A 19,519-nucleotide genomic window follows, 5' to 3' on the forward strand; every position below is an offset into this window, starting at 1 on the left:
AGGAAAGCTGACAAGAAGAAAAAAGATGCCCGGCCTCTGCTAGGGGGCCGGGCATCTTTCTGTCATGCCTTTTTGTCTATGCGCAGGTTCTGCTCGAAGCGCTCGAAAAAGCCGATAAGCTTTCCCTGCTCATCCCGCACGGGCTGCATGTAAATGCGGAGGTTCCGCAGGTTCACCCCCACAAAGGCTTCCTTGCCGTCGCTTTTCATCTTTTCAAAGGCAGCCTTGATGCGCTCCTTAGAGCTGTCCTTGTCGTGGCAGTCGAAAAGGGACTTCCCAATCAGATCCCGGTAGCCCCGTTCCTGGTAATAATGGTATTGGGCATAGCGGTTCATATAGCGGATGGTGTAGGTATCGTCTACAAAGACGATGGGGTAGGGGTAGCTGTTCAAAATGGCTTTCAGCATGGCGTTTTCTTCCATGGGTTTCCCTCCAATTACAGAAAAAGTTTCCGGGCAAAGCCCTCTATATGGCTGTTTACAAAATCCGGCGCGTCTGTGTTGGCGTTGTGCCCCGCTTCCGGCACCCAAACCAGGGGCAGGCCCTCAGCCTTTGCCCAGGCCTTGTCATACCGCCTGCAGGAACCCGCCCCATCTTTTTCCCCGCACAGCAGCAGCGCCGGGCAGGCAAGGGTGCTTTCCCCATAGGCCTCTACAGCCTGGGCCAGCAGCTTGTAGCCATGGGTGGCAAGGGCGCAGTATTCCTCCTTCTGGTAGCCTTCCAGCATCTTTTCCATCAGGCTGTGGCCGTATGGGCTTTCCGACGTGCCCGCAACCCCGCATTTTTGCAGCAGCCCCCAGGGGATGGAGCGGTACATCCATTTGGTGTGCTTTAAAAGCCACAGTTCGGCCCTGGTGTAATAGCGGCGGCCCAGGGGCGGGGCGTCTATGGTAACAAGCCCCGCCGCGCTTTCAGGATAAGCCTTCCTATAGCTTTGGGCGATGCACCCGCCCATGGACTGCCCCACAAGCAGGGGCTTTTTTATACCCTCCCGCTCCAGGATGGCATGAAGCCAGCAGGTGAGATCCTCCATGGAAAACGCCAGCGCAAAGGGCCGGGAAGCGCCATGGGCAGGGGCGTCCCACACAAGGCAGCTAAAGCGGGGGGAGAGGGCCTGGGTCTGCTTGTCAAAAAGCCGGCAGTCCGCCGTAAGGCCGGGCAGGAACACAAGCCAGGGCCTGCCGGGGGCTTCCGCTGTCCAGTAGTGAATCTGCCCCATAGGCGTGGAAAAGGTTTTCTCTGTCATGGGTTTTCCTCCCTCATATCCCTGCCCACAAGGGCCAGCTTAGCAGGTACAGCGCCGCCCAATAGAGCAGCATCACAGGTTTTTGGAATTTGGGCGGCAGGCCGGAAAGCTCCCCTTTGGCTACCATCATGTCGGAAACAAAGAAGCACAAGGCCCCTATGGCGGCAGGCCACCACGCAGGCCCCGCCAAAAAGGGCAGGGGCAGTGCTAAAGCCAGGGAGGCCCCCAGCAGGCCGGGATACAGACAGAAGGGAACCGTCAGCTTTCCCAGCTTGGGAAGCTCCCGGCGGAACAGGAATGCGGTGCAGGCATAGGCCAGCACCCACAGGCACAGGCTCCACAGGGAGGGCGGGGCCGCTTCCCAAAGCCAAATAATAAGGCAGGCATGGGCGGCGCCGAACACCAGCATCCCGGCGACAAAGCGGATTTCCAGCAGGGCGTCCGCCGCCGTACACAGGAGGAAGAACCAGAACACCGGCTGGGAGAAGGGGTTTATCCCCCGCAGGTACAGGGCCGACCCCGCTGAGCCCACTGCCAGAAAGCTGCCGCCGCATTTGGCTATCAGGCTCTGGCGTGCAAGGCCCTCCCGGCGCAGGATAAAGTACAGGGCGAAAAAGCCGCCCCACAAAGGCAGGATTTGGCAGGAAAATACCCAAAGGTTCATAAAATTGCATGGGGTGCAGGGGGTTGCAAAAGGCATGAAGCCGCGGCCTTTTGTGCCCGGCACCCGCTCCTTTCTTACGAGTTTGCCGCTTTGCGCTGTCGCCCGTCTGGGCAGAAGGAAGAACTGGGCGGGGCAAATTTGAAATGAAGTATAATAACCTGTAAGGTTCTTATACCATAAGCGCAAAGCGCGTTGGTATTTGCCCATGGCCCGTCTGACCGGAGGGAAGAACTGGGCGGGGCAAATTTGAAATCAAGTATAATAACCTGTAAGGTTCTTATACCATAAGCGCAAAGCGCGTTGGTATTTGCCCATGGCCCGTCTGACCGGAGGGAAGAACTGGGCGGGGCAATTTAAATCAAGTATAATAACCTGTAAGGTTATTATACCATATTTGGCCCAGGGCGCAACAAAAATTTCCAGAATTTTGCAATGGGCGCCGGCACTCCCCAAAATAAAGAACGCAAGCCAGCAAAATTTTGTCGAAGGGCTTGCATAGTAGGCCCTTTCCGATTATAATGAAATAAGATTGGTATTTCGGGCAAAGCCTGCCCTGAAAAACATTATAAATTTTGAAAGGAGTACCAATATGAACTATTCCCATGAAGTGGAAAATATGTGTACGGTGAAGAAAGGCCCTCATCATGGCCCGGCCCCCATCCCCGAAGAGGGCAAGTGGGTCAAGTCCTATCAGATTTCGGACATCAGCGGCCTTTCCCACGGCATCGGCTGGTGCGCCCCCCAGCAGGGCGCCTGCAAGCTGACCCTGAACGTGAAGGAGGGCATTGTGCAGGAGGCTCTGGTGGAAACCCTGGGCTGCTCCGGCATGACCCACTCTGCCGCCATGGCCGCGGAAATCCTCCCCGGCAAAACCCTTCTGGAGTGCCTGAACACCGACCTGGTGTGCGACGCCATCAACGTTGCCATGCGTGAAATCTTCAAGCAGCTCGCTTATGGCCGCAGCCAGACCGCTTTCTCCGAGGACGGCCTGCCCATCGGCGCCGGCCTGGAAGACCTGGGCAAGGGCCTGCGCTCCCAGGTGGGCACCATGTTCTCCACAGGCGCCAAGGGCGTGCGCTACATGGAAATGGCTGAGGGCTATGTCATCAAGATGGCCCTGGACGAGGAAGGCGAGGTCATTGGCTATCAGTTTGTCAAGCTGGGCAAAATGCTGGAGGACATCCGCCATGGCGTTTCCCCTGACGAGGCCTATAAGAACAACATTGGCCAGTATGGCCGTTTTGACGGCGCTACCAAGTATATTGACCCCAGAGAAGAATAATAGAGTGACCATACATAGATTAGGAGGACAACGAAATGGCTAATGACGTCATGTTTGAAGGCAAGGAAAGAAGAATGCCCAAAATTGAGAAGTGCCTCAACCAGTATGGCCTGGGCAGCCTCGAGGAGGCAAGGGAGCTTTGCAAGTCCAAGGGTTTCGACCCCTACGATATCGTCAAGGGCGTGCAGCCCATCGCTTTTGAAAACGCCGGCTGGGCCTACATCCTGGGCTGCGCCGTTGCCATTAAGAAGGGAGTAAAAACCGCTGCCGAAGCTGCCGAGGCCATCGGCATCGGCCTGGAGGCTTTCTGCATTCCCGGCTCTGTGGCTGAGCAGCGCAACGTGGGCCTGGGCCATGGCAACCTGGGCGCCATGCTACTCAGGGATGAGACAAAGTGCTTTGCCTTCCTGGCAGGCCACGAGTCTTTTGCCGCCGCCGAAGGCGCTATCGGCATCGCAAAAACCGCCAACCGCGCCCGCAAGGAGCCTCTGCGCATTATCCTCAACGGCCTGGGCAAGGACGCCGCTTACATCATTTCCCGTATCAACGGCTTTACCTATGTAAAGACAGACTATGATTTCTTCACCGGCGAGCTGAAGGTGGAAGAAACCAAGCCCTTCTCCGACGGCGAGCGCGCTGCTGTTAAGTGCTATGGCGCAAACGACGTGCTGGAAGGCGTAGCCATTATGAAGCATGAGGGCGTAGACGTTTCCATTACCGGCAACTCCACCAACCCCACCCGTTTCCAGCACCTGGTGGCGGGCACCTATAAGAAGTGGGCTTTGGAGAACGACAAGAAGTATTTCTCCGTGGCCTCCGGCGGCGGCACCGGCCGCACCCTGCACCCGGACAACATGGCAGCCGGCCCCGCTTCCTATGGCCTGACCGACTCCATGGGCCGTATGCATGGCGACGCCCAGTTTGCTGGATCTTCCTCCGTGCCTGCCCACGTGGAAATGATGGGCCTTATGGGCATGGGCAACAACCCCATGGTAGGCGCGACCGTTGCCTGCGCTGTGGCAGTATATGAGGGCATGAAGTAAGAAGCTGTACCAATAGGCTCCTGTACAAACCTTTTCGGGAAATTTAGCGGGCTTCTGTGTTGGAAATCCTCGAAATACGAAAGTATTTCTTGCGGTTTCCGCCTTGAATCCCACAAAATTTCCTCGAAAATCTCCGCACCAATCCTATCGGTACAGCTTCTAAATCCCGCCTTGCCCATACAGTATAAAACAAAAAAGCCGGCGCAGCTAGGATGGCTGCGCCGGCTTTTCCTATATGTTTCGTTATTTTGGGGGTTTCTCCACACCTTTTGCCTTTTCCCGCTCCTGCAGCTCCGGCAGGGGCGCCATGCCGTTTAAAAGGTCATGGAGCACGTCCGTCACCGCCAGCTTTTCCGCCCGCAGGCGGTAGGAATAGAAGTCCAGCATCCCGGGATCCGCCCCCTTCAGCTTTTCCCTCACTTCCTCTGCCCGGGATATATAAACTTGTATCTGCTGCATAAACCGGGCAAAATGCTCGTTTTCAATCATGGCGCTGACAAGCTGGGGATTAAGCCCTTCCGGCTCCCCGGTGTTGTGGGCGCTTTGCAGCAGCACAGCGGCTTTTTCGCTGAGGCCCATCTCCCTGACCGTCATCCGTTCGTTTTCTTTCACCCGGAAGGCGGAGCGGCCCAGCAGCCAGTCCACAGACACGCCCCACAGCTCTGAAATTTTCTGCAGCACCTGGGTGTCCGGGAACCGGGTTCCCGTCAGGTAAGACCGCGCCAAAGCCTGGGACATCCCCAGCTTTTTGGCAAACGCCTCCAGGGACATGCTCCCCTGCAAATCCTGAAAGGATTTTTGAAAGGCGCGGAATATCTCGCCGTTGTTTTCCTCTCTACGCATAAGCCCTCCTGTATGCCCCCCTGCTTCCATACTTTGACTATACGGCAGTTTCCCTCTAAAGTCAAGGTTTTTTTGGTATTCCCTTTAAAAAACTTTCCCGCCGGAAAGCTCTTTTTCTTGCATGTGGGAAAGGAAAGAGATACAATGATAGCAGGGGTTAAAAAACGCAGGCCCTGATACTTAGAGCGTGTCCGCGCAGGCTGAACACATTCCACTGAGGAGGTTATACATCTTGAAAGCATTTATGGACAAAGATTTTCTGCTGGCCACCCAAACGGCAAAGGAGCTGTACCACGGCTGTGCCGCGGGGCTGCCCATTCTGGATTACCACTGCCACATCAGTCCCCAGGAAATTTTCGAGGACAGGCGGTTTGAGAATATCACCCAGGTGTGGCTAGGCGGAGAGAACCCGGCGGGCGGCTGCGCCGGGGATCACTATAAGTGGCGGCTGATGCGGGCAAACGGCGTGGAAGAGCAGTTTGTCACAGGCAGCGCCCCAGACAGGGAGCGCTTCCAGAAATGGGCGGAAACCCTGGACAAGGCTATCGGCAACCCCCTCTACCACTGGAGCCATCTGGAGCTGCAGCGGTTTTTCGGGTATAAAGGCGTGCTGGGGGCTGATACGGCGGAGGAGGTATGGAACCTGTGCAATGAGAAGCTGCAAGAGCCTGCCATGAGCGCCCGCAGCCTTATCACCCAGTCCGGGGTCACGCTGCTCTGCACCACCGACGATCCTGCCGACGATCTCCGCTGGCACAAGGCACTTGCGGAAGACGAAAGCTTCCCGGTACAGGTGCTGCCCGCCTTCCGCCCTGACAGGGCCATGAACCTGGAAAAGCCGGATTACCTTTCCGCCATATCCGGCCTGGAAGAAGCGGCGGGCATGAAGATCGCAGGCTTTGGGGACTTGCGGGCAGCGCTGCAAAAGCGCATGGCTTTCTTCCATTCCATGGGCTGCCGCCAGTCCGACCACGGCCTGGAATATCTTATGTACAGCCCCGCCCCCCAGGAGGATGTGGAGAAAATCTTCTCAAAGCGCCTGGCAGGCGTTATGCCCACCAGGGAGGAAGAGGAACAGTTTAAAACCGCCTTCATGCAGTTTGTAGGCGGGGAATATGTCCGGCTGAACTGGGTGATGCAGATACACTTCGGCTGCACCCGGAACAACAACACCGCCATGTTCAGACGGCTTGGCCCGGACAGCGGCTTTGACGCCGTCCATGGCGGCTCCCCCGCCGTCAGCGCCGGGGCCTTCTTGAACGCCCTGGCCCAGAAAAACGCGCTGCCTAAAACCATCCTCTACAGCCTGAATCCCAACGACGACGAGCCTCTCTGCTCTATCACCGGCTGCTTCGCGGAGGGAGGCACTGTGGGCAAGGTGATGCAGGGCGCGGCCTGGTGGTTTAACGACCACAAAGCAGGGATGATAAAGCAGATGACCTCTTTTGCAAACACAGGCCTGCTGGGGAATTTCCTGGGGATGCTCACCGATTCCCGCAGCTTCCTGTCCTATCCCCGCCATGAGTATTTCCGCCGCATTCTCTGCAACCTGCTGGGCGGCTGGGTGGAAAACGGGGAGTATCCCTATGACATGGAAAAGCTTACAAAAATTGTGAAGGACATCTGCTATAACAACGCTGTCCGCTATTTTGGCTTTGACCTGGAAACCATCTAAAAGGATGTTGCAAAATGGGGGGAAAGCTGTTGTTTTGGGATCGCCCCTTTTTCAAAAGGGGTTGCGGGGTGTGGGGTGGTTGCTATGAGCTGATCGAGCCGGCAGGCGAGACTCAAAGCCCTATAGGTATGCACCGTAGATATAAACTGCGTGTTCGGACACTCCCCCCTGGATTTCCCTCTATTGATTCCCCTCAGCCCCTGTGGTATAATAGCCGCAAAGCGGCTATTATACTTGATCTAAAATGTGTCCCGCCTTAGCCTTTCCTTCGGTCAGGCAGGCGATGGACACAATACCAACGCGTTTCGCGCTTATGGTATAATTTGTAAAAAAGAACAGGCTCGGCATAAGGAGGAAGAAACGTGGATTACGCGGCAAAAGCACTGGAAATGCATAAGGAATGGAAGGGGAAAATCAGGGTGGACACCCCCTGCCCCCTGGCAGGCAGGGATGATCTTTCTGTGGCCTACACCCCGGGGGTGGCGGCCCCCTGTTTGGAGATTGCCAAGGATAAAGAGCTGTCCTATACGTACACACGCCGGGGCAACCTGGTGGCTGTGGTGACGGACGGCACCGCTGTGCTGGGCCTGGGAGACATCGGCCCGGAGGCGGGGATGCCTGTAATGGAGGGCAAGTGTGCCCTGTTCAAGGCCTTTGCCGGGGTGGACGCCTTCCCCCTGTGCATACGCAGCAAGGACGTAGACGAAATTGTGCGCACAGTGGAGCTGCTGGCTGGCTCCTTTGGGGGCATCAATTTAGAAGATATCGCAGCCCCCCGGTGCTTTGAAATTGAAAAGAAGCTTCAGGAGCGCCTGGACATCCCGGTGTTCCATGACGATCAGCATGGCACTGCTGTGGTGACGGTGTCCGCTATGATAAACGCCCTGCGCCTCACAGGCCGGAAGCTGGAGACGGTTTCCGCCGTGGTCAACGGCGCGGGGGCCGCGGGCACCGCCTGCACCCGGCTGCTCATGGCCCTGGGGCTTAAAAATGTGGTGGTGTGCGATAAGGCAGGGGCGCTCTATGAAGGCATGGAGGGGATTACCCCGGCCCAGCAGGCTTTGGCCGCCGCCACCAACCCGGAAAAGAAAAAGGGCGTCCTTGCCGACGTTATACGGGGCGCGGACGTGTTCATGGGCTTCTCCGCCCCAGGGTGCCTCACAGGGGAGATGGTGCGCACCATGGCAAAGGATCCCATCATCTTTGCCTGCGCCAACCCCACCCCGGAGATTTTCCCCGAGGAAGCCTTGGCGGCAGGGGCCAGGGTGGTTGGCTCCGGTCGCTCGGACTATCCCAACCAGATAAACAACGTCCTGGCCTTCCCCGGCATTTTCCGGGGAGCCTTGGATGTGCGGGCCAGGGAGATTAACGACAAGATGAAGGTTGCCGCCGCTAAGGCGCTGGCAGATCTCATCTCCCCCGCAGACCTCAGGGAGGACAACATCATCCCCTCCGCCTTTAACCCCGCCGTGGCCCCCGCCGTAGCCGCTGCTGTGGCCCAGGCCGCCCGGGATTCTGGCGCAGCCCGGGCTTGAGGCTCCGCATTTAGGAATCCGCCAAAGAGCGTCCCGCCTTTGGAATTCCGCGCATGCAGATTGTGAGAATAGGCAGGCTTACGGCCCGCGTTTTAGAATGGATTAGGAGGATGCTTATGGAATTTAACAAGCTGGTGCGAGATAAAATACCACAGATGATAGAGTCCCAGGGGGAAAAGCCTGTTATTAGAATCTTAGGGGAAGAGGAATACCACGCCGCGCTGGAGCAAAAGCTCCTGGAGGAAGCCGGGGAGTACCGGGAAAGCCGGGAACTGGCAGAACTGGCGGACATCCTGGAGGTGGTTTTTGCCCTGTGCGAGGCGGACGGGCACACCCTGGAGGAGCTGGATACAGCCTGTCGGAAAAAGCACGAAGCCCGGGGAGGCTTTGCAGAGAGGGTGTTCCTTGTCTCAAAAAGCACTTGACAAAACCCCCAGGAGGCGCTATCCTGTTTTTGCGGCCGCTGGCATTGCAGGCCGGAACTTAGGAAAGAAGGAATGAAGATGGGAAACTCCCAAAAGTCCGTTTACAAAATTGCGGCAGTCGGTATATTCGCCGCTTTGGTTTTCGTATCCAACTTAATCAGCATCCCCATCCCCGTAGCTATCGGGGATGTCAGCCGCATCCACCTGGGCAATATTTTCTGCCTGCTGTCCGGCTTTGTGCTGGGACCTGTGGGCGGCGGGCTGGCGGCGGGCATCGGCTCCGCCCTGTATGACGTGACAAACCCTGCCTACATCGCCTCCGCGCCCTTCACCTTTGTGTTCAAGTTCCTGCTGGCTGCTGTGTGCGGCTGGGTGGCCTATGCCCGGCAGCAGGAGGGCGCAAACCACAAGCTGAACATCTGCGCCGCGGCTGCGGGCAGCCTTGCCTACATGGCGCTGTACCTCTCAAAGGCTTTTGTGCAGGGCCTGCTTATCGGCAGCGAGCTGGGGGCGGTGCTGGTCGCCGTTGCCACAAAGGCCGCCACCTCCGGCATCAACGCCATCATTGCTGTGGTGATTTCCGTACCCCTGTGCGCGGTAGTGCGGGCGGCGCTGAAAAGAAGCCATCTGCTGGATAAGCTGCAAAGGGGCTGACCCATGGAGCGCCTGGGCTTCGACCTCGTTACAGCCATTATCCTCCTTATCGCCCTGTATTTTGTGGTGAAATCCGCAGTGAGCAGCGCCATTGACGACAGCAAAAATGAAATTGCCAAGGCTGTGAAAAAGGGCATAGAGAAATACGAGCGGGAAAAAGAAGAAGGCAGCCCCAAAGAGACAGAAGAATAGCGCGAAAAAGCAGGCCGCAATATGCGGCCTGCTTTTTGTATAGGCTTTTACCCCTTCTTTTCCTCGGAAACCTCCGCCAGATCCTTTTTGTAAAGGTATTTTTCCACTTCCTCCACCATGTTCTGGGGCACCTTGCGCTCCACCGGGAACACCCTGCCGTTAATCAGCGCCCGGGAAACCTCCAGCACCAGGCGGGTGGTTTTTTCCAAAGCCTCCGGGGAAAGGAAGCTTAAGGTATCAAAGCGGTTGTGGATATAGGCCGCGCCCGGGGCGCCGTCCCGGCTGAAGTTGATGGCAGGCACGCCGCTGTCTGCAAAGGGGATGGAATCGCTGGAATAGATGCCCTGCCGGACAGCCGCCCCGCAGCCGCATATTTTTATCATGTATTCCGCAAAGGCCACAAGCTTTTCCTCCGCTGTCACAGCTATCTTGTCCACGCCCAGCACAGGGCCGCCCACGTCCACGTTTATCATCAGCAGGTGGTCGGCAAGCTCCTCTTTATGGGCCTTCACATAGGCCCAGCTTCCTTCCAGGCCAATTTCCTCTGAGCCGTACCACATGAATTTTACCGTGCGGCGGGGCGGGTTCTCCACGAAATACCGCAGGATTTCCATGTTGATAACAGAGCCTGCGCCGTTATCATACACGCCCTTGGAAAAGTCCACAGAATCGTAATGGGCGCCGAAGGAGACAATTTCTTCCGGCTTTTCTGTGCCCACCACTGTGGCGATAACATTGTGGGAGGTGCGCTCCACTGTGGTGTTTTTCAGCACAATGCGGGCTTTGGCGGCCCCCCGCTTCACCATGTCGAAGGCGTCCAGCACCCGGGTGTGTACCATGGGCACATTGCCAAAGGCCCGCAGGGTACGGCGCAGCTTCCGGGTGGCTAAATCCGTCTCGTCCCGGTTATCCCGCAGCTCCCCCTCCATGGTGACGATGCCCGCCACGCCGGCCTTCATCAGCTTCTTGAACAGCGGCACCCGCATAAAGCCGTTTACCAGCACGATTTTCCCTTTGGCTTCAGAAAGGCTCACCTCGTCCCCGTCCTCCACATAGAGGAATTCAGCGGCAAGCCCGTCGCCGAAGGTGTTCTGGGCACATTTATAGCCTGTGACAGGATAGCTTTGCTGGTATGGCTCTAAAATTTCCAGGGTGGCTGTTTCAACCTCCGCGTCTTCAATTTCAAAGTCCTGGAGGATAACAGGCACCCCCAGGGCCTCGCATTCCGCCTTTAAAATCTCCGCCGCCTGCAGCTCCTCCGCAGAGCCTGCTGTGCGGGTGAACCCGATTTTTTCCAGCAGTTCCATTTCCCTTTTTCCACAGATATCCATTTGCAGCCTTCCTCTCTTTTTTAGGGTTTGTTTGAAAATAGAGAAAGTGTCGAATTTTTGAGACAAAACAGGGCGGTTTCAAGGCGGAACCCGCAAGACAGGCTGTCGCCTGTCGAGGATTTCCAACACAGAAAACGCACGTTTTGGACAAAAAGACGGTGTTTACGATTTTTCAAACAAGCCTTAGTTATTCCGGTTTTTCTTTACTTTCAAATTTAGACTGGCACAGCCGGGGCCGCGCCGTTTTGTCAGGCTTCTATGCCCTTTGGACATTATAGCACAGGGGCCGGGGAAAGTCACGGGCAATTTCCCGGTTCGGCGCCTTCCTGTTCGTCTTTGCAGGCAAATCCGGAGGTGATGGCCCCGGCAGGGCAGGCATCCCGGCACTTTCCGCAGCGGATACACTCTGGGCCGCCGCAGCCTTTTGTAACCTCCACTGCCATAGGGCAGGCATGTTCGCACTTTTTGCAGCCTGTACATTTGCTTTTGTCCAGCTTTATCTGGTAAAAGCTGAAGCGGTTAAACAGGGAATAAAAAGCGCCTAAGGGGCAGAGATAGCGGCAGAAGGCCCGGGGAATGAACACGCAGGCCGCCAGGATTACAACCAGCACCAGGGCTTTCCAGCTAAAAAGCGCCCCCATGAGGGATCGCAGGGAGGGGTTTGCCAGCAGCAGGGGCACGCCGCCTTCCAGGGTGCCTGCCGGGCAGAGGTATTTGCAGAAATAGGGCGGGGCAACCCCGGTATCTGTCACGGCGAAGGCGGGCAGCAGCACCACCAGCACCAGCAGGACAGCATACTTAAGCCACCGCAGGGGCTTGTCTATTTTCTTTGGCACCCGCAGCTTGGGGGAGGGGATTTTAAAGAGCAGATCCTGCACCAGCCCGAAAGGGCACAGAAGCCCGCAGATAAGCCTGCCCAGCGCTACACCGAAGAGCATAAGCAGGCCCAGCACATAAAAGGGGAAGCGGCGGCTGGAGCCGCCCAGTGCTGCCTGGAGGGAGCCGATGGGGCAGGCCCCCAGGGCGCCGGGGCAGGAGTAGCAGTTGAGGACAGGCACGCAGACAGCTTTTGTGCCGCCTGTGAAAATTTTCCCCTTGGCAAAGCCTATGGCATAGCCGTTTACCACTGCGGCGGCAAGGAGCTGCACCCTGCGCTGGAAGGAAAGCTTCCCCTTTTTCAGCCTATCCCGATGCATTCCAGACATATTTTCACCGCCTTCTGCAAAACCCCCATGTGTTCCTGCCCTAAAAGGCCCAGGAGGATGCATACAGCCGCCAAGGCCAGCAGGCCGTACCGCGCTGCCAGAATCCCTTTACGCTTCAAGGGTGATCTCCTTTTTTCCGCCCTCCTGCAGGGCCTTGTTCATGGCGTCCAGGAATACGCCGGACAAGTCTGCCTGCCCGCCGATAACCGCCTTGCCCACCTGCTTGCCGGAGGAATCCAGGAAAATGGTGGTGGGGATAGCCTGGATATCAGTCAGAAGGCTTTGGAAGGCCTCGTCCCCACTGACAAGGGTAATCCCCTCATACCCGGCAAGCTCCAGCAGGGCTTTGGCTTTGCCCTCGTTGCCCTGGGCGTCGGTACACACGGTGATAAGCTGCACATTGTCCGGCAGGGCCTTTTCAAAGGCAGCCAAATCCGGCATTTCCGCAATGCAGGGGGAGCAGAAGGTGCCCCAGAAGTTAATAGCGGTCAGATCTTTTGCGGCAATGTCTTTTTCTGTGAAGCTGCCGCCGTCCAGGGTTTGGGCAGTGAAGGCCTGCGCCGCCTCCCCGGCAGAGCAGCCCGCGGCCAGCAGGGCAATTGCCAGCAGCAGGGGCAAAAGGCGTATGACAAGTTTTCTCAATGGCATGGTTTTCCCTCTCTTCATAAAAAGTTAAAATAGGTGTTAAGGCTTATTATACCCCCTGCCGGGGAAATCGGCAAGGGCGAAAAACAGCATGTATAGGGTACGCAGTTCAAAAGAGGCAATAGCCTTTTTGGAACCAGCGGTAATGCCGCATGCTTGAAAATCGGGCTATACCGATTTTCAAGCGCGTTTACTATACGCCCCCGGCTGTTTTTTATCCTGATTTTTAAGGAAAGGGCTTTATTTTGGGGCCAGATTGCAATATAATATAAAAAGCGGTTCTGCCCTTCGCAGCGGAAACGGGAAGCGCGGCTTTCCTATTATACAGGTTAGGAGATACTGGACATGACAAATTTTGATGAAAATCTGCTGGACAAGGTAAAGCGCCTGCACTTTGTAGGCATTGGCGGCTCGGGCATGTGCCCCATGGCAGAGCTTCTGCACCATGGGGGCTATGTGCTTACAGGTTCTGACCGCAATGAGTCCGACACCCTCCAGCGGGTGCGGGCCATGGGCATCCCGGTTTTCACAGAGCACCGGGCGGAAAACATCGGGGACGCAGAGGCTGTGGTGTATACCGCCGCCTGCCGGGACGATAACCCCGAGCTTGTGGCCGCCCGGGAAAAAGGCGTCCCCACCCTGGAGCGGGCCGTCATGCTGGGGATGCTCACCCGGCGCTTCCGGCAGACTGTAGGCGTTTCCGGCACCCATGGCAAAACCACCACCACAGCCATGCTCACCCAGGTTTTCATGGAATGCGGCATGGATCCCAGCGCCATCATCGGCGGCAAGCTGCCCCTCATCGGCGGCAACAGCCGGGCTGGGAACAGCGAAACCATGGTGTGCGAGGCCTGCGAGTATGTAGACAGCTTCCTGCAGCTCACCCCGGCAGTGGCGGTAATTCTGAACGTGGACGCGGATCATCTGGACTATTTTAAGACCCTGGACAATATTGTGAAATCCTTTCATCAATATGCCAGCCAGGCAACCCGCCTGCTGGTGGTAAACGGGGATGACAAAAAGGCCATGGAAAGCGTGGCGGGCCTTGACAAGGAGCTTGTCACCTTTGGCCTCAGCGATAAAAATGACTACTATCCCCAGGAGATGAACGAGGAGCCTTCCGCCTGCGAGGACTTCACCCTGATGCATAAAGGGAAGCCTTTAGGCCGGGTGGAGCTTTCCGTGCCAGGGCGCCACAACATGCTCAACGCCCTGGCTGCCGCCGCCTGCGCCCACTCTTTAGGCGCGGAACCGGAAGCCCTGTGCCAGGCGCTGCACCATTTTGCCGGAGTACACAGGCGCTTTGAGGTGCTGGGGAAGTTTGAGGGGGTTACGGTGGCGGACGATTTCGCCCACCATCCCACAGAACTGACGGCCACCCTCACTTCTGCCATGAAGATGGGATACCGGAAGGTGTGGGCCATTTTCCAGCCCCACACCTATTCCCGCACCTACACACTGTTAGAGGATTTCGCCAAGGCCCTGGCTATCCCCGACCACCTGATATTGACAGAGATTCTGGCGGTGCGGGAGGAGAACATCTACGGCATCAAGACGGCGGATCTGGCGCAAAAGGTGCCGGGCAGCGTGTGGTTTGAAGGGTTCTCCGAGGCAGCGGACTATGCCATGTCCCACGCGGGGCCTGGGGATCTGCTGCTGACCTTGGGCGGCGGGGACGTGTATAAATGCGCCAACCTGATAGTGGAAAAATATAAGCAGCGGCAGGAGGCAGGGAAAGATGGAGCGGGACATTAAAGCGTGCTTTTTCGACATTGACGGCACCCTCATTGACCATGAGGGGGGCAGCGTTATGCCCCAGTCCACCAAGGAGAGCCTTTGCGCCCTGCGGGAAAAAGGGGTGAAGCTCTTTGTGGCTACAGGGCGGCCCCCCACTATGGTGGATTTTATCGAGCGGTATTTTCAGTTTGACGGGTTTGTTTCCTTAAACGGGCAGCTTGTTGTGCTGCGGGACGGCACAGTGCTCCACCGCATGGCCCATAACCCGGAGGATATCCGGCGGCTGGTGGAGATTGTGAAAAAGGAAAAATTTCCCTGCCTGATTATTGAGGAACATGAAAGCTTTTACGTACTCGACGGCGAGGCTGTCACCCAGCACCACAGGCGGGCCGGGGTGGCCCTGCCCCGGCAGTATGACATCGGGAGGCTGGAGGAGCACCCGGTGCTGCAGTTTCTGGTATACGGCCTGGAAAACCTGCCCTACATCGCCTGCCTGCCCCACGTTGAGCCTACCAGCGCCGGGGGGCACATCCAGGACATTATCCCCAAGGGCGGCGGCAAGGAAGTGGGCATTGCCGCCGCGGCTGCCCATTACGGCATCAGGCGGGAGGAAATCATGGTCTTTGGCGACGGGGACAACGACCAGCGGATGCTGCGCTGGGCCGGAGTGGGCGTGGCTATGGGCAACGGCTCGGAAAAGGCCAGGGCCGCGGCAGACTACATATCCATCCCGACAGGCCAGGGCGGGATTTATCACGCGTTAAAGCATTTCGGCGTGCTGTAACGCGCCGGGGAAAAGGAGGGGCACAGTATGAAAAAGGTGATACCAGACTGCTATTGGCCCAGTTCCGCCAACGGGGCATATGTAAGCCATGAGGCCATCTGTGTTTTAAACCAGGGGGACGAGCCGGCAGAACTGGACATCACCCTGTATTTTGAGGACAGGGAGCCGGTTTCCGGCTATCATGTGACAGTGGAGGCCAGGCGGACAAAGCATATCCGCATGGACAAGCTTACAAACCATGCCGGGCAGCCTGTGCCCCAGGACACCCCTTATGCGGCGGTGGTGGAGTGCAGCCGGGAAGTGGCCCTGCAATATTCCCGGGTGGATACCACCCAGGCGGAGCTCGGGATGATGACCACCCTGCTGTAGGGCGGCTGTATAACAGGGCGCTTTGGCGCATATGCTATAGATACAGGGCCTGCGGCGGCTGGGAAACCTGTCGCGGACAATATGACGAAAGGAGCGATACTGGGCAAAAAAGGCGGATGCTTCCTCCCTTTTTGTGCGAACCTGTATCGCATGGTGTTTTTTTATGTGTACCAGCATTGCCATGACAAGGGACTGCTTCTATTTTGGGCGCAACATGGACTGGGAGTGCGGCATGGGGGAACAGGTGGTGGTTACGCCCCGCCGGTTCCCCTTCCGTTTCCGCAAAGCCCAGCCCATGGAGCGCCACTATGCCATGCTGGGCATGGGAATGCTGGACGTGGGCTATCCCATGTACGCGGAAGCTTCCAATGAAAAGGGGCTGTGCATGGCTGGGCTGAATTTCCCGCAGAACGCCTGGTATGCCACCCAGCCGGATCCGGTGAAAAACAATATTTCCCCCTTTGAGCTGATCCCCTGGGTGCTGGGCCAGTGCGCGACGGTGAAGGAAGCCCGCTGCCTGCTGGAAAACACCTTCCTTGTGGCCATCCCCTTCAGCCCCCAGCTGAACGTGTCCCCCCTGCACTGGCACATTGCGGACAGGAGCGGATCCATTGTGCTGGAATCCACCAGGGACGGGATGCATATTTATGATAACCCTGTGGGGGTGGTGACGAACAATCCCCCCTTCCCCTTCCAGATGCAGAACCTGTGCCAGTATCTGAACCTAAGCCCTGGCACCCCCAGCAACTGCTTTTCCGCCATAGACGGCCTGGAGCCTTTCGGCTATGGCCTGGGCAGTGTGGGCCTGCCCGGGGACTTCTCCCCTGCCTCCCGGTTTGTAAAGGCGGCTTACCTTGCCGCCAATTCCATCTGCCATGGGGACGAGGAAAGCTGCCTGTCCCAGTTTTTTCACCTGCTGGGGGCAGTGGCTATGGTGCGGGGCAGCGTGGTCACCCCGGAGGGGAAGCTGGAGACAACTACCTATACCTGCTGCATCAACGTTACAAAAGGCCGCTATTATTATACCTCTTATCACAACAGCGGCCTGACAGGGGTGGACTTGTACAGTGAGGATTTGGAAGGGGAAAGGCTTGTGTGCTACCCCATTGAGCAGAAAGCTGCTGTGAAATGGCAGAACAGGCGGTGAGAAAGCCGCAAAGGAAAGGCCCCGCCCTGGAGAATGTTTCCTCCAGGACGGGGCTTTTTCTGTTTGGAAGCAGGCTCTACCGGCTCTTTGAGGCAGCAAGGGAACGGCGGAGGGTAAAGAGCAGGAAGAGGCCGATGAGGAACAGGATGGCAAGGCTGATAACGCCGATGGAGTCCCGGCCTGTGGCCTGGGTGAAGGTAGCTACCAGCAGGGGGCCGATGACGGCGGCAAACTTCCCGAAAATATCGAAGAAGCCAAAATATTCGTTAGAACGCTCCGAGGGGATGAGCTTGCCGAAATAAGAGCGGGAAATGGCCTGGATGCCCCCCTGCACTGTGCCCACCAGGAAGGCCATGCACCAGAAAAGCACCAGGGACAGGGTGCGGGCGCCGTCGTCGCCGGGGTGCTGCTCAATATTGAAGCCCATGAAGAAACCCACCAGGGTGATGAAGAAATACACGCCCACCGCGCAGCTTAACAGGTTGATGGAGCCGATTTTCTCCGCCAGCCGGGCAAAGAGGATGGAGAAGGGCACCGCCACTATCTGGGTCATCAAGAGGGCCAGAATCATGCTGATGCTGTCCAGGCCCAGCTTGGTGCCATAGGAGGTGGAAACGGAGATAATGGTGTTCACCCCGTCAATATAGAAGAAATAGGCCACAAGGAAGAGGAAGATTTTTTTGTCCTGGAAAATCTCCTTTGCGGTGCGCCACAGGTTTGAAAAGGAGGAGCGCACCAGGTTTTTCTGCGGCTCAATATAGTGTACCTGCTTCACGTTTTTCAGCATGGGGATGCTGAACACCAGCCACCACAGGCTTGTGAGGATGATCACCAGCTTGAAGGCCAGCACGCTGTCCATGCCCATGACCATCAGCAGGATGATGGACAGCACAAAGGGGATAGTGCTGCCGCCGATATATCCCATGGCATAGCCCCAGGAGGACACCCTGTCCATGCGCTCTGGGGTGGTAACGTCGGTGAGGAAGGAGTCATAAAACAGGCAGGAACCGGAAAAGCCGATGTGGCTGAGGACATAGCCCGCAAGCAGAAGCTGATAGCTGTCCACAAAAGCGTTTGAGAGGGTGAATGCCACGCCGATAAACAGGAAGGCGGCAAAAAGCTTTTTCTTGTGGCCCTTGTGATCCGCCAGCGCCCCCAGCACCGGGGCCAGCACCGCCACCAGGAAGGTGGCTGCCGAGGTGCCGTAAGACCACAGCACCAGGTTGTCCGCGCCAGAAGCCTTGCAGACGGAGTTAAAGTAAATGGGGAAGATGACCGCCAGGATGTTGGTGGCGTAGACGGAGTTGGCCCAATCGTACAGGATCCAGCTTTTCTCCACCTTGGTAAACTTTTTGGTGGTTTTCATGGAGCAGCAGCCCCCTTTCATATCAATATAGTCATTATCTCATATTTTTGCGGATGATTCAATAGAATTTTGTCAATTTTTGCAAATAAACCCTAAGGGGCCTTTTTCATGGGGATATCCCATTGCCTTATTCCCTCACAAAAAAGGCTACGGCTCCTGGTAGCGAAGCCGCAGCCTTTCTGAACCCGGGATACAGGCCTTTACTCCGTGACGGACACCGCCACGCCGTTTACCTCCACCCCGTCCTCTGCCCGGATGAGTATGTATTTTTTCCCGTCTATCAGCCGGGTTTCCACCAGATGGGCAAAGTCCGCCTCCACCTTTATAAGGATGTTAGGCGTGCGCACCTGGGTTTCCTTCTGGTCAATCAGGTTTTTGGGGCTGACAGCCTGCTCCCCGAATTCCTCCTCGTACTGCTGGGCAAAGGCAGAAATTTTCTCCTCCTCCACCTCGCAGTCCCGCAGCACCTCCGACAGGACGCGCTTGGAGACTACCAGAGGCTCCGGGTCTTTCCGGGCCTTGTGGTTGTCCACCATTTCCCGCAGGCGGTCTGTCACCCCCTGCACCACGTCATAGCTGCATTGATCCCCCAGGGATTCCGCCAGCAGGGTGCGGAAGGTTTCCTGCTGGACGGCGGCGGGCATGGGCGGCTCCACCCGGAAAACAGAGTCGATAAACTCCGGGTGGTTCTCCTCCGCCCGCTTGGAGTAATACAGGGCGCTGTACAGGTTTGCGCAGCGGTCGTCAAAGGCGGGGAACAGGAAGCCCAGCTCCGGCGGGGACACCAGCCGCTCCACGCCACGGTTCTCAAACACGTTGTCCGGCACGTTATAGCTTAAAACGGGCTTTGTCTCTTTAATGGGGCAGATGCTGCACAGGATATAGGCATACACATCGTTGGAGCCGTCCGGCAGCATGCCGCCGTCCTTTGCCCGGTAAGGGATGTCATATTTGTCATAGGCCAGCAGAATCATATAAGGCGTGTCCAGGGCAAGGCTGCTGGTGATTTTTTCATAAAACGCAGTGGTAACTTCCTCATCCTTCAGCTCTGTCTCCCGCAGGGCCATAAGCAGCCGGTGCTCGTCGCTGTCCGCCACCTGCTGGGTGGTGAAAACGATATCCGTCAGATTTTTTCCCAGGCTGCCGGAAAGGGTGCGCTTCAGGGTGGAAAGCAGGTTCTCCACCTCCTCCTGGGGGGTGGAGGCCAGGGACTGGCCAAATTGGGAGGTGATTTCCCCCTTGGCGCTGACATAGCACCCGCGCACCTGGGTGATGCTGGTTTTTTCCGGATTAAAGCGGCGGCGGATTTCACCGATTTCTTTTTCGTTCATAGCGGATTCCTTTCTGTTCCTTCTTGAGATTTTCTTTCCTATTGT

At 57.0% G+C, this 19,519-nt stretch carries 21 protein-coding genes; 11 read left to right on the forward strand and 10 right to left on the reverse strand.

Translation table 11 applies throughout. The features are described 5' to 3' along the window. Nucleotides 1–62: 62 nt before the first annotated feature. The 3 genes from VSQ30_RS05640 to VSQ30_RS05650 are packed head-to-tail and all read right to left on the reverse strand — an operon-like array spanning nucleotide 63 to nucleotide 1,946. Entirely contained in the window at nucleotides 63–422 is a 360-nt protein-coding gene (locus tag VSQ30_RS05640; protein ID WP_334462626.1) for a PAS domain-containing protein, read from the reverse strand. 14 nt (nucleotides 423–436) lie between these two features. Further along, nucleotides 437–1,246, reverse strand: coding sequence for an alpha/beta fold hydrolase (locus tag VSQ30_RS05645; RefSeq protein WP_334462628.1), 810 nt, complete (start codon nucleotides 1,244–1,246; stop codon nucleotides 437–439). A 13-nt stretch (nucleotides 1,247–1,259) separates the two neighbouring features. Then, a complete protein-coding gene (locus tag VSQ30_RS05650) occupies nucleotides 1,260–1,946 on the reverse strand; it encodes a lysoplasmalogenase family protein (protein ID WP_334462631.1) in 687 nt (228 codons plus the stop codon). 553 nt (nucleotides 1,947–2,499) lie between these two features. Here VSQ30_RS05650 and VSQ30_RS05655 point away from each other — a divergent pair. Both VSQ30_RS05655 and VSQ30_RS05660 read left to right on the forward strand, forming a co-directional pair. Continuing rightward, on the forward strand, nucleotides 2,500–3,192 hold the full coding sequence (locus VSQ30_RS05655; protein ID WP_334462634.1) for an iron-sulfur cluster assembly scaffold protein: 693 nt from the start codon (nucleotides 2,500–2,502) through the stop codon (nucleotides 3,190–3,192). 35 nt (nucleotides 3,193–3,227) lie between these two features. Further along, entirely contained in the window at nucleotides 3,228–4,235 is a 1,008-nt protein-coding gene (locus VSQ30_RS05660) for a GGGtGRT protein (RefSeq protein WP_160642574.1), read from the forward strand. Between the two features lie 243 nt (nucleotides 4,236–4,478). Here VSQ30_RS05660 and VSQ30_RS05665 read toward each other — a convergent pair whose 3' ends face one another. Further along, complete coding sequence (locus VSQ30_RS05665) at nucleotides 4,479–5,078, reverse strand: helix-turn-helix domain-containing protein (RefSeq protein ID WP_334462637.1); 600 nt, start codon at nucleotides 5,076–5,078, stop codon at nucleotides 4,479–4,481. Between the two features lie 232 nt (nucleotides 5,079–5,310). On the opposite strand from VSQ30_RS05665, the gene uxaC reads away from it, so the two are divergent. The 5 genes from uxaC (at nucleotide 5,311) to VSQ30_RS05690 (ending at nucleotide 9,559) form a co-directional block, all read left to right on the forward strand. Then, nucleotides 5,311–6,753, forward strand: a complete 1,443-nt coding sequence (gene uxaC, locus VSQ30_RS05670) for a glucuronate isomerase (RefSeq protein ID WP_334462639.1) — start codon at nucleotides 5,311–5,313, stop codon at nucleotides 6,751–6,753. Nucleotides 6,754–7,115: 362 nt separating this feature from the next. Continuing rightward, entirely contained in the window at nucleotides 7,116–8,288 is a 1,173-nt protein-coding gene (locus VSQ30_RS05675) for an NAD(P)-dependent malic enzyme (RefSeq protein WP_334462642.1), read from the forward strand. 116 nt (nucleotides 8,289–8,404) lie between these two features. Then, on the forward strand, nucleotides 8,405–8,713 hold the full coding sequence (locus VSQ30_RS05680) for a nucleoside triphosphate pyrophosphohydrolase (RefSeq protein WP_334462644.1): 309 nt from the start codon (nucleotides 8,405–8,407) through the stop codon (nucleotides 8,711–8,713). Between the two features lie 78 nt (nucleotides 8,714–8,791). After that, on the forward strand, nucleotides 8,792–9,367 hold the full coding sequence (locus VSQ30_RS05685) for an ECF transporter S component (protein ID WP_334462645.1): 576 nt from the start codon (nucleotides 8,792–8,794) through the stop codon (nucleotides 9,365–9,367). A gap of 3 nt (nucleotides 9,368–9,370) precedes the next feature. Then, the gene (locus VSQ30_RS05690) at nucleotides 9,371–9,559 is read left to right on the forward strand and encodes a DUF6019 family protein (protein ID WP_334462647.1); all 189 of its coding nucleotides are present in this window, start codon (nucleotides 9,371–9,373) and stop codon (nucleotides 9,557–9,559) included. A 47-nt stretch (nucleotides 9,560–9,606) separates the two neighbouring features. On the opposite strand, the gene VSQ30_RS05695 is transcribed toward VSQ30_RS05690, so the two are convergent. From VSQ30_RS05695 to VSQ30_RS05710, 4 genes are all read right to left on the reverse strand, one after another. Beyond that, a complete protein-coding gene (locus tag VSQ30_RS05695; protein WP_334462650.1) occupies nucleotides 9,607–10,890 on the reverse strand; it encodes a M28 family metallopeptidase in 1,284 nt (427 codons plus the stop codon). A 296-nt stretch (nucleotides 10,891–11,186) separates the two neighbouring features. Continuing rightward, the gene (locus VSQ30_RS05700) at nucleotides 11,187–12,095 is read right to left on the reverse strand and encodes a 4Fe-4S binding protein (RefSeq protein ID WP_334462652.1); all 909 of its coding nucleotides are present in this window, start codon (nucleotides 12,093–12,095) and stop codon (nucleotides 11,187–11,189) included. Further along, nucleotides 12,068–12,214 (reverse strand): CD1871A family CXXC motif-containing protein, encoded by a 147-nt coding sequence (locus VSQ30_RS05705; RefSeq protein WP_166554240.1) that lies wholly within the window; start codon nucleotides 12,212–12,214, stop codon nucleotides 12,068–12,070. The genes VSQ30_RS05700 and VSQ30_RS05705 overlap by 28 nt, the downstream gene beginning before the upstream one ends. After that, nucleotides 12,204–12,743, reverse strand: a complete 540-nt coding sequence (locus tag VSQ30_RS05710) for a TlpA family protein disulfide reductase (RefSeq protein WP_334462653.1) — start codon at nucleotides 12,741–12,743, stop codon at nucleotides 12,204–12,206. Before VSQ30_RS05710 ends, VSQ30_RS05705 begins: the two co-directional genes overlap by 11 nt. Before the next feature lie 342 nt (nucleotides 12,744–13,085). Between VSQ30_RS05710 and murC the strand changes: the two genes are divergently transcribed. The 4 genes from murC to bsh all read left to right on the forward strand — a co-directional run bounded on the left by murC (nucleotide 13,086) and on the right by bsh (nucleotide 16,777). Beyond that, on the forward strand, nucleotides 13,086–14,495 hold the full coding sequence (gene murC, locus VSQ30_RS05715) for a UDP-N-acetylmuramate--L-alanine ligase (RefSeq protein WP_334462655.1): 1,410 nt from the start codon (nucleotides 13,086–13,088) through the stop codon (nucleotides 14,493–14,495). Continuing rightward, nucleotides 14,479–15,261 (forward strand): Cof-type HAD-IIB family hydrolase, encoded by a 783-nt coding sequence (locus VSQ30_RS05720; protein WP_334462657.1) that lies wholly within the window; start codon nucleotides 14,479–14,481, stop codon nucleotides 15,259–15,261. Before murC ends, VSQ30_RS05720 begins: the two co-directional genes overlap by 17 nt. Before the next feature lie 27 nt (nucleotides 15,262–15,288). Then, nucleotides 15,289–15,630, forward strand: a complete 342-nt coding sequence (locus tag VSQ30_RS05725) for a sensory rhodopsin transducer (RefSeq protein WP_160642563.1) — start codon at nucleotides 15,289–15,291, stop codon at nucleotides 15,628–15,630. A 163-nt stretch (nucleotides 15,631–15,793) separates the two neighbouring features. Then, the gene (gene bsh / locus VSQ30_RS05730) at nucleotides 15,794–16,777 is read left to right on the forward strand and encodes a choloylglycine hydrolase (RefSeq protein ID WP_334462659.1); all 984 of its coding nucleotides are present in this window, start codon (nucleotides 15,794–15,796) and stop codon (nucleotides 16,775–16,777) included. A gap of 76 nt (nucleotides 16,778–16,853) precedes the next feature. On the opposite strand, the gene VSQ30_RS05735 is transcribed toward bsh, so the two are convergent. Beyond that, complete coding sequence (locus VSQ30_RS05735) at nucleotides 16,854–18,143, reverse strand: MFS transporter (protein WP_334462661.1); 1,290 nt, start codon at nucleotides 18,141–18,143, stop codon at nucleotides 16,854–16,856. A gap of 200 nt (nucleotides 18,144–18,343) precedes the next feature. Next, nucleotides 18,344–19,474 carry a DUF4317 domain-containing protein gene (locus tag VSQ30_RS05740; protein ID WP_160642560.1) on the reverse strand — a complete coding sequence of 377 codons (1,131 nt, stop codon included), beginning with the start codon at nucleotides 19,472–19,474 and terminating at the stop codon, nucleotides 18,344–18,346. Between the last annotated feature and the right edge of the window lie 45 nt (nucleotides 19,475–19,519).

Origin of the sequence: Acutalibacter sp. JLR.KK004 (assembly GCF_036941085.1) — a bacterium.
Lineage (GTDB): Bacteria > Bacillota > Clostridia > Oscillospirales > Acutalibacteraceae > Acutalibacter.

Excerpts from the sequence above, each read along its gene's own strand:
- VSQ30_RS05640 (WP_334462626.1), bottom strand. The coding sequence starts at position 422 with ATGGAAGAAAACGCCATGCTGAAAGCCATTTTGAACAGCTACCCCTAC.
- VSQ30_RS05645 (WP_334462628.1), bottom strand. The coding sequence starts at position 1,246 with ATGACAGAGAAAACCTTTTCCACGCCTATGGGGCAGATTCACTACTGG.
- VSQ30_RS05650 (WP_334462631.1), bottom strand. The coding sequence starts at position 1,946 with ATGCCTTTTGCAACCCCCTGCACCCCATGCAATTTTATGAACCTTTGG.
- VSQ30_RS05655 (WP_334462634.1), top strand. The coding sequence starts at position 2,500 with ATGAACTATTCCCATGAAGTGGAAAATATGTGTACGGTGAAGAAAGGC.
- VSQ30_RS05660 (WP_160642574.1), top strand. The coding sequence starts at position 3,228 with ATGGCTAATGACGTCATGTTTGAAGGCAAGGAAAGAAGAATGCCCAAA.
- VSQ30_RS05665 (WP_334462637.1), bottom strand. The coding sequence starts at position 5,078 with ATGCGTAGAGAGGAAAACAACGGCGAGATATTCCGCGCCTTTCAAAAA.
- VSQ30_RS05680 (WP_334462644.1), top strand. The coding sequence starts at position 8,405 with ATGGAATTTAACAAGCTGGTGCGAGATAAAATACCACAGATGATAGAG.
- VSQ30_RS05685 (WP_334462645.1), top strand. The coding sequence starts at position 8,792 with ATGGGAAACTCCCAAAAGTCCGTTTACAAAATTGCGGCAGTCGGTATA.
- VSQ30_RS05690 (WP_334462647.1), top strand. The coding sequence starts at position 9,371 with ATGGAGCGCCTGGGCTTCGACCTCGTTACAGCCATTATCCTCCTTATC.
- VSQ30_RS05695 (WP_334462650.1), bottom strand. The coding sequence starts at position 10,890 with ATGGATATCTGTGGAAAAAGGGAAATGGAACTGCTGGAAAAAATCGGG.
- VSQ30_RS05700 (WP_334462652.1), bottom strand. The coding sequence starts at position 12,095 with ATGTCTGGAATGCATCGGGATAGGCTGAAAAAGGGGAAGCTTTCCTTC.
- VSQ30_RS05710 (WP_334462653.1), bottom strand. The coding sequence starts at position 12,743 with ATGCCATTGAGAAAACTTGTCATACGCCTTTTGCCCCTGCTGCTGGCA.
- murC (WP_334462655.1), top strand. The coding sequence starts at position 13,086 with ATGACAAATTTTGATGAAAATCTGCTGGACAAGGTAAAGCGCCTGCAC.
- VSQ30_RS05720 (WP_334462657.1), top strand. The coding sequence starts at position 14,479 with ATGGAGCGGGACATTAAAGCGTGCTTTTTCGACATTGACGGCACCCTC.
- VSQ30_RS05725 (WP_160642563.1), top strand. The coding sequence starts at position 15,289 with ATGAAAAAGGTGATACCAGACTGCTATTGGCCCAGTTCCGCCAACGGG.
- bsh (WP_334462659.1), top strand. The coding sequence starts at position 15,794 with ATGTGTACCAGCATTGCCATGACAAGGGACTGCTTCTATTTTGGGCGC.
- VSQ30_RS05735 (WP_334462661.1), bottom strand. The coding sequence starts at position 18,143 with ATGAAAACCACCAAAAAGTTTACCAAGGTGGAGAAAAGCTGGATCCTG.
- VSQ30_RS05740 (WP_160642560.1), bottom strand. The coding sequence starts at position 19,474 with ATGAACGAAAAAGAAATCGGTGAAATCCGCCGCCGCTTTAATCCGGAA.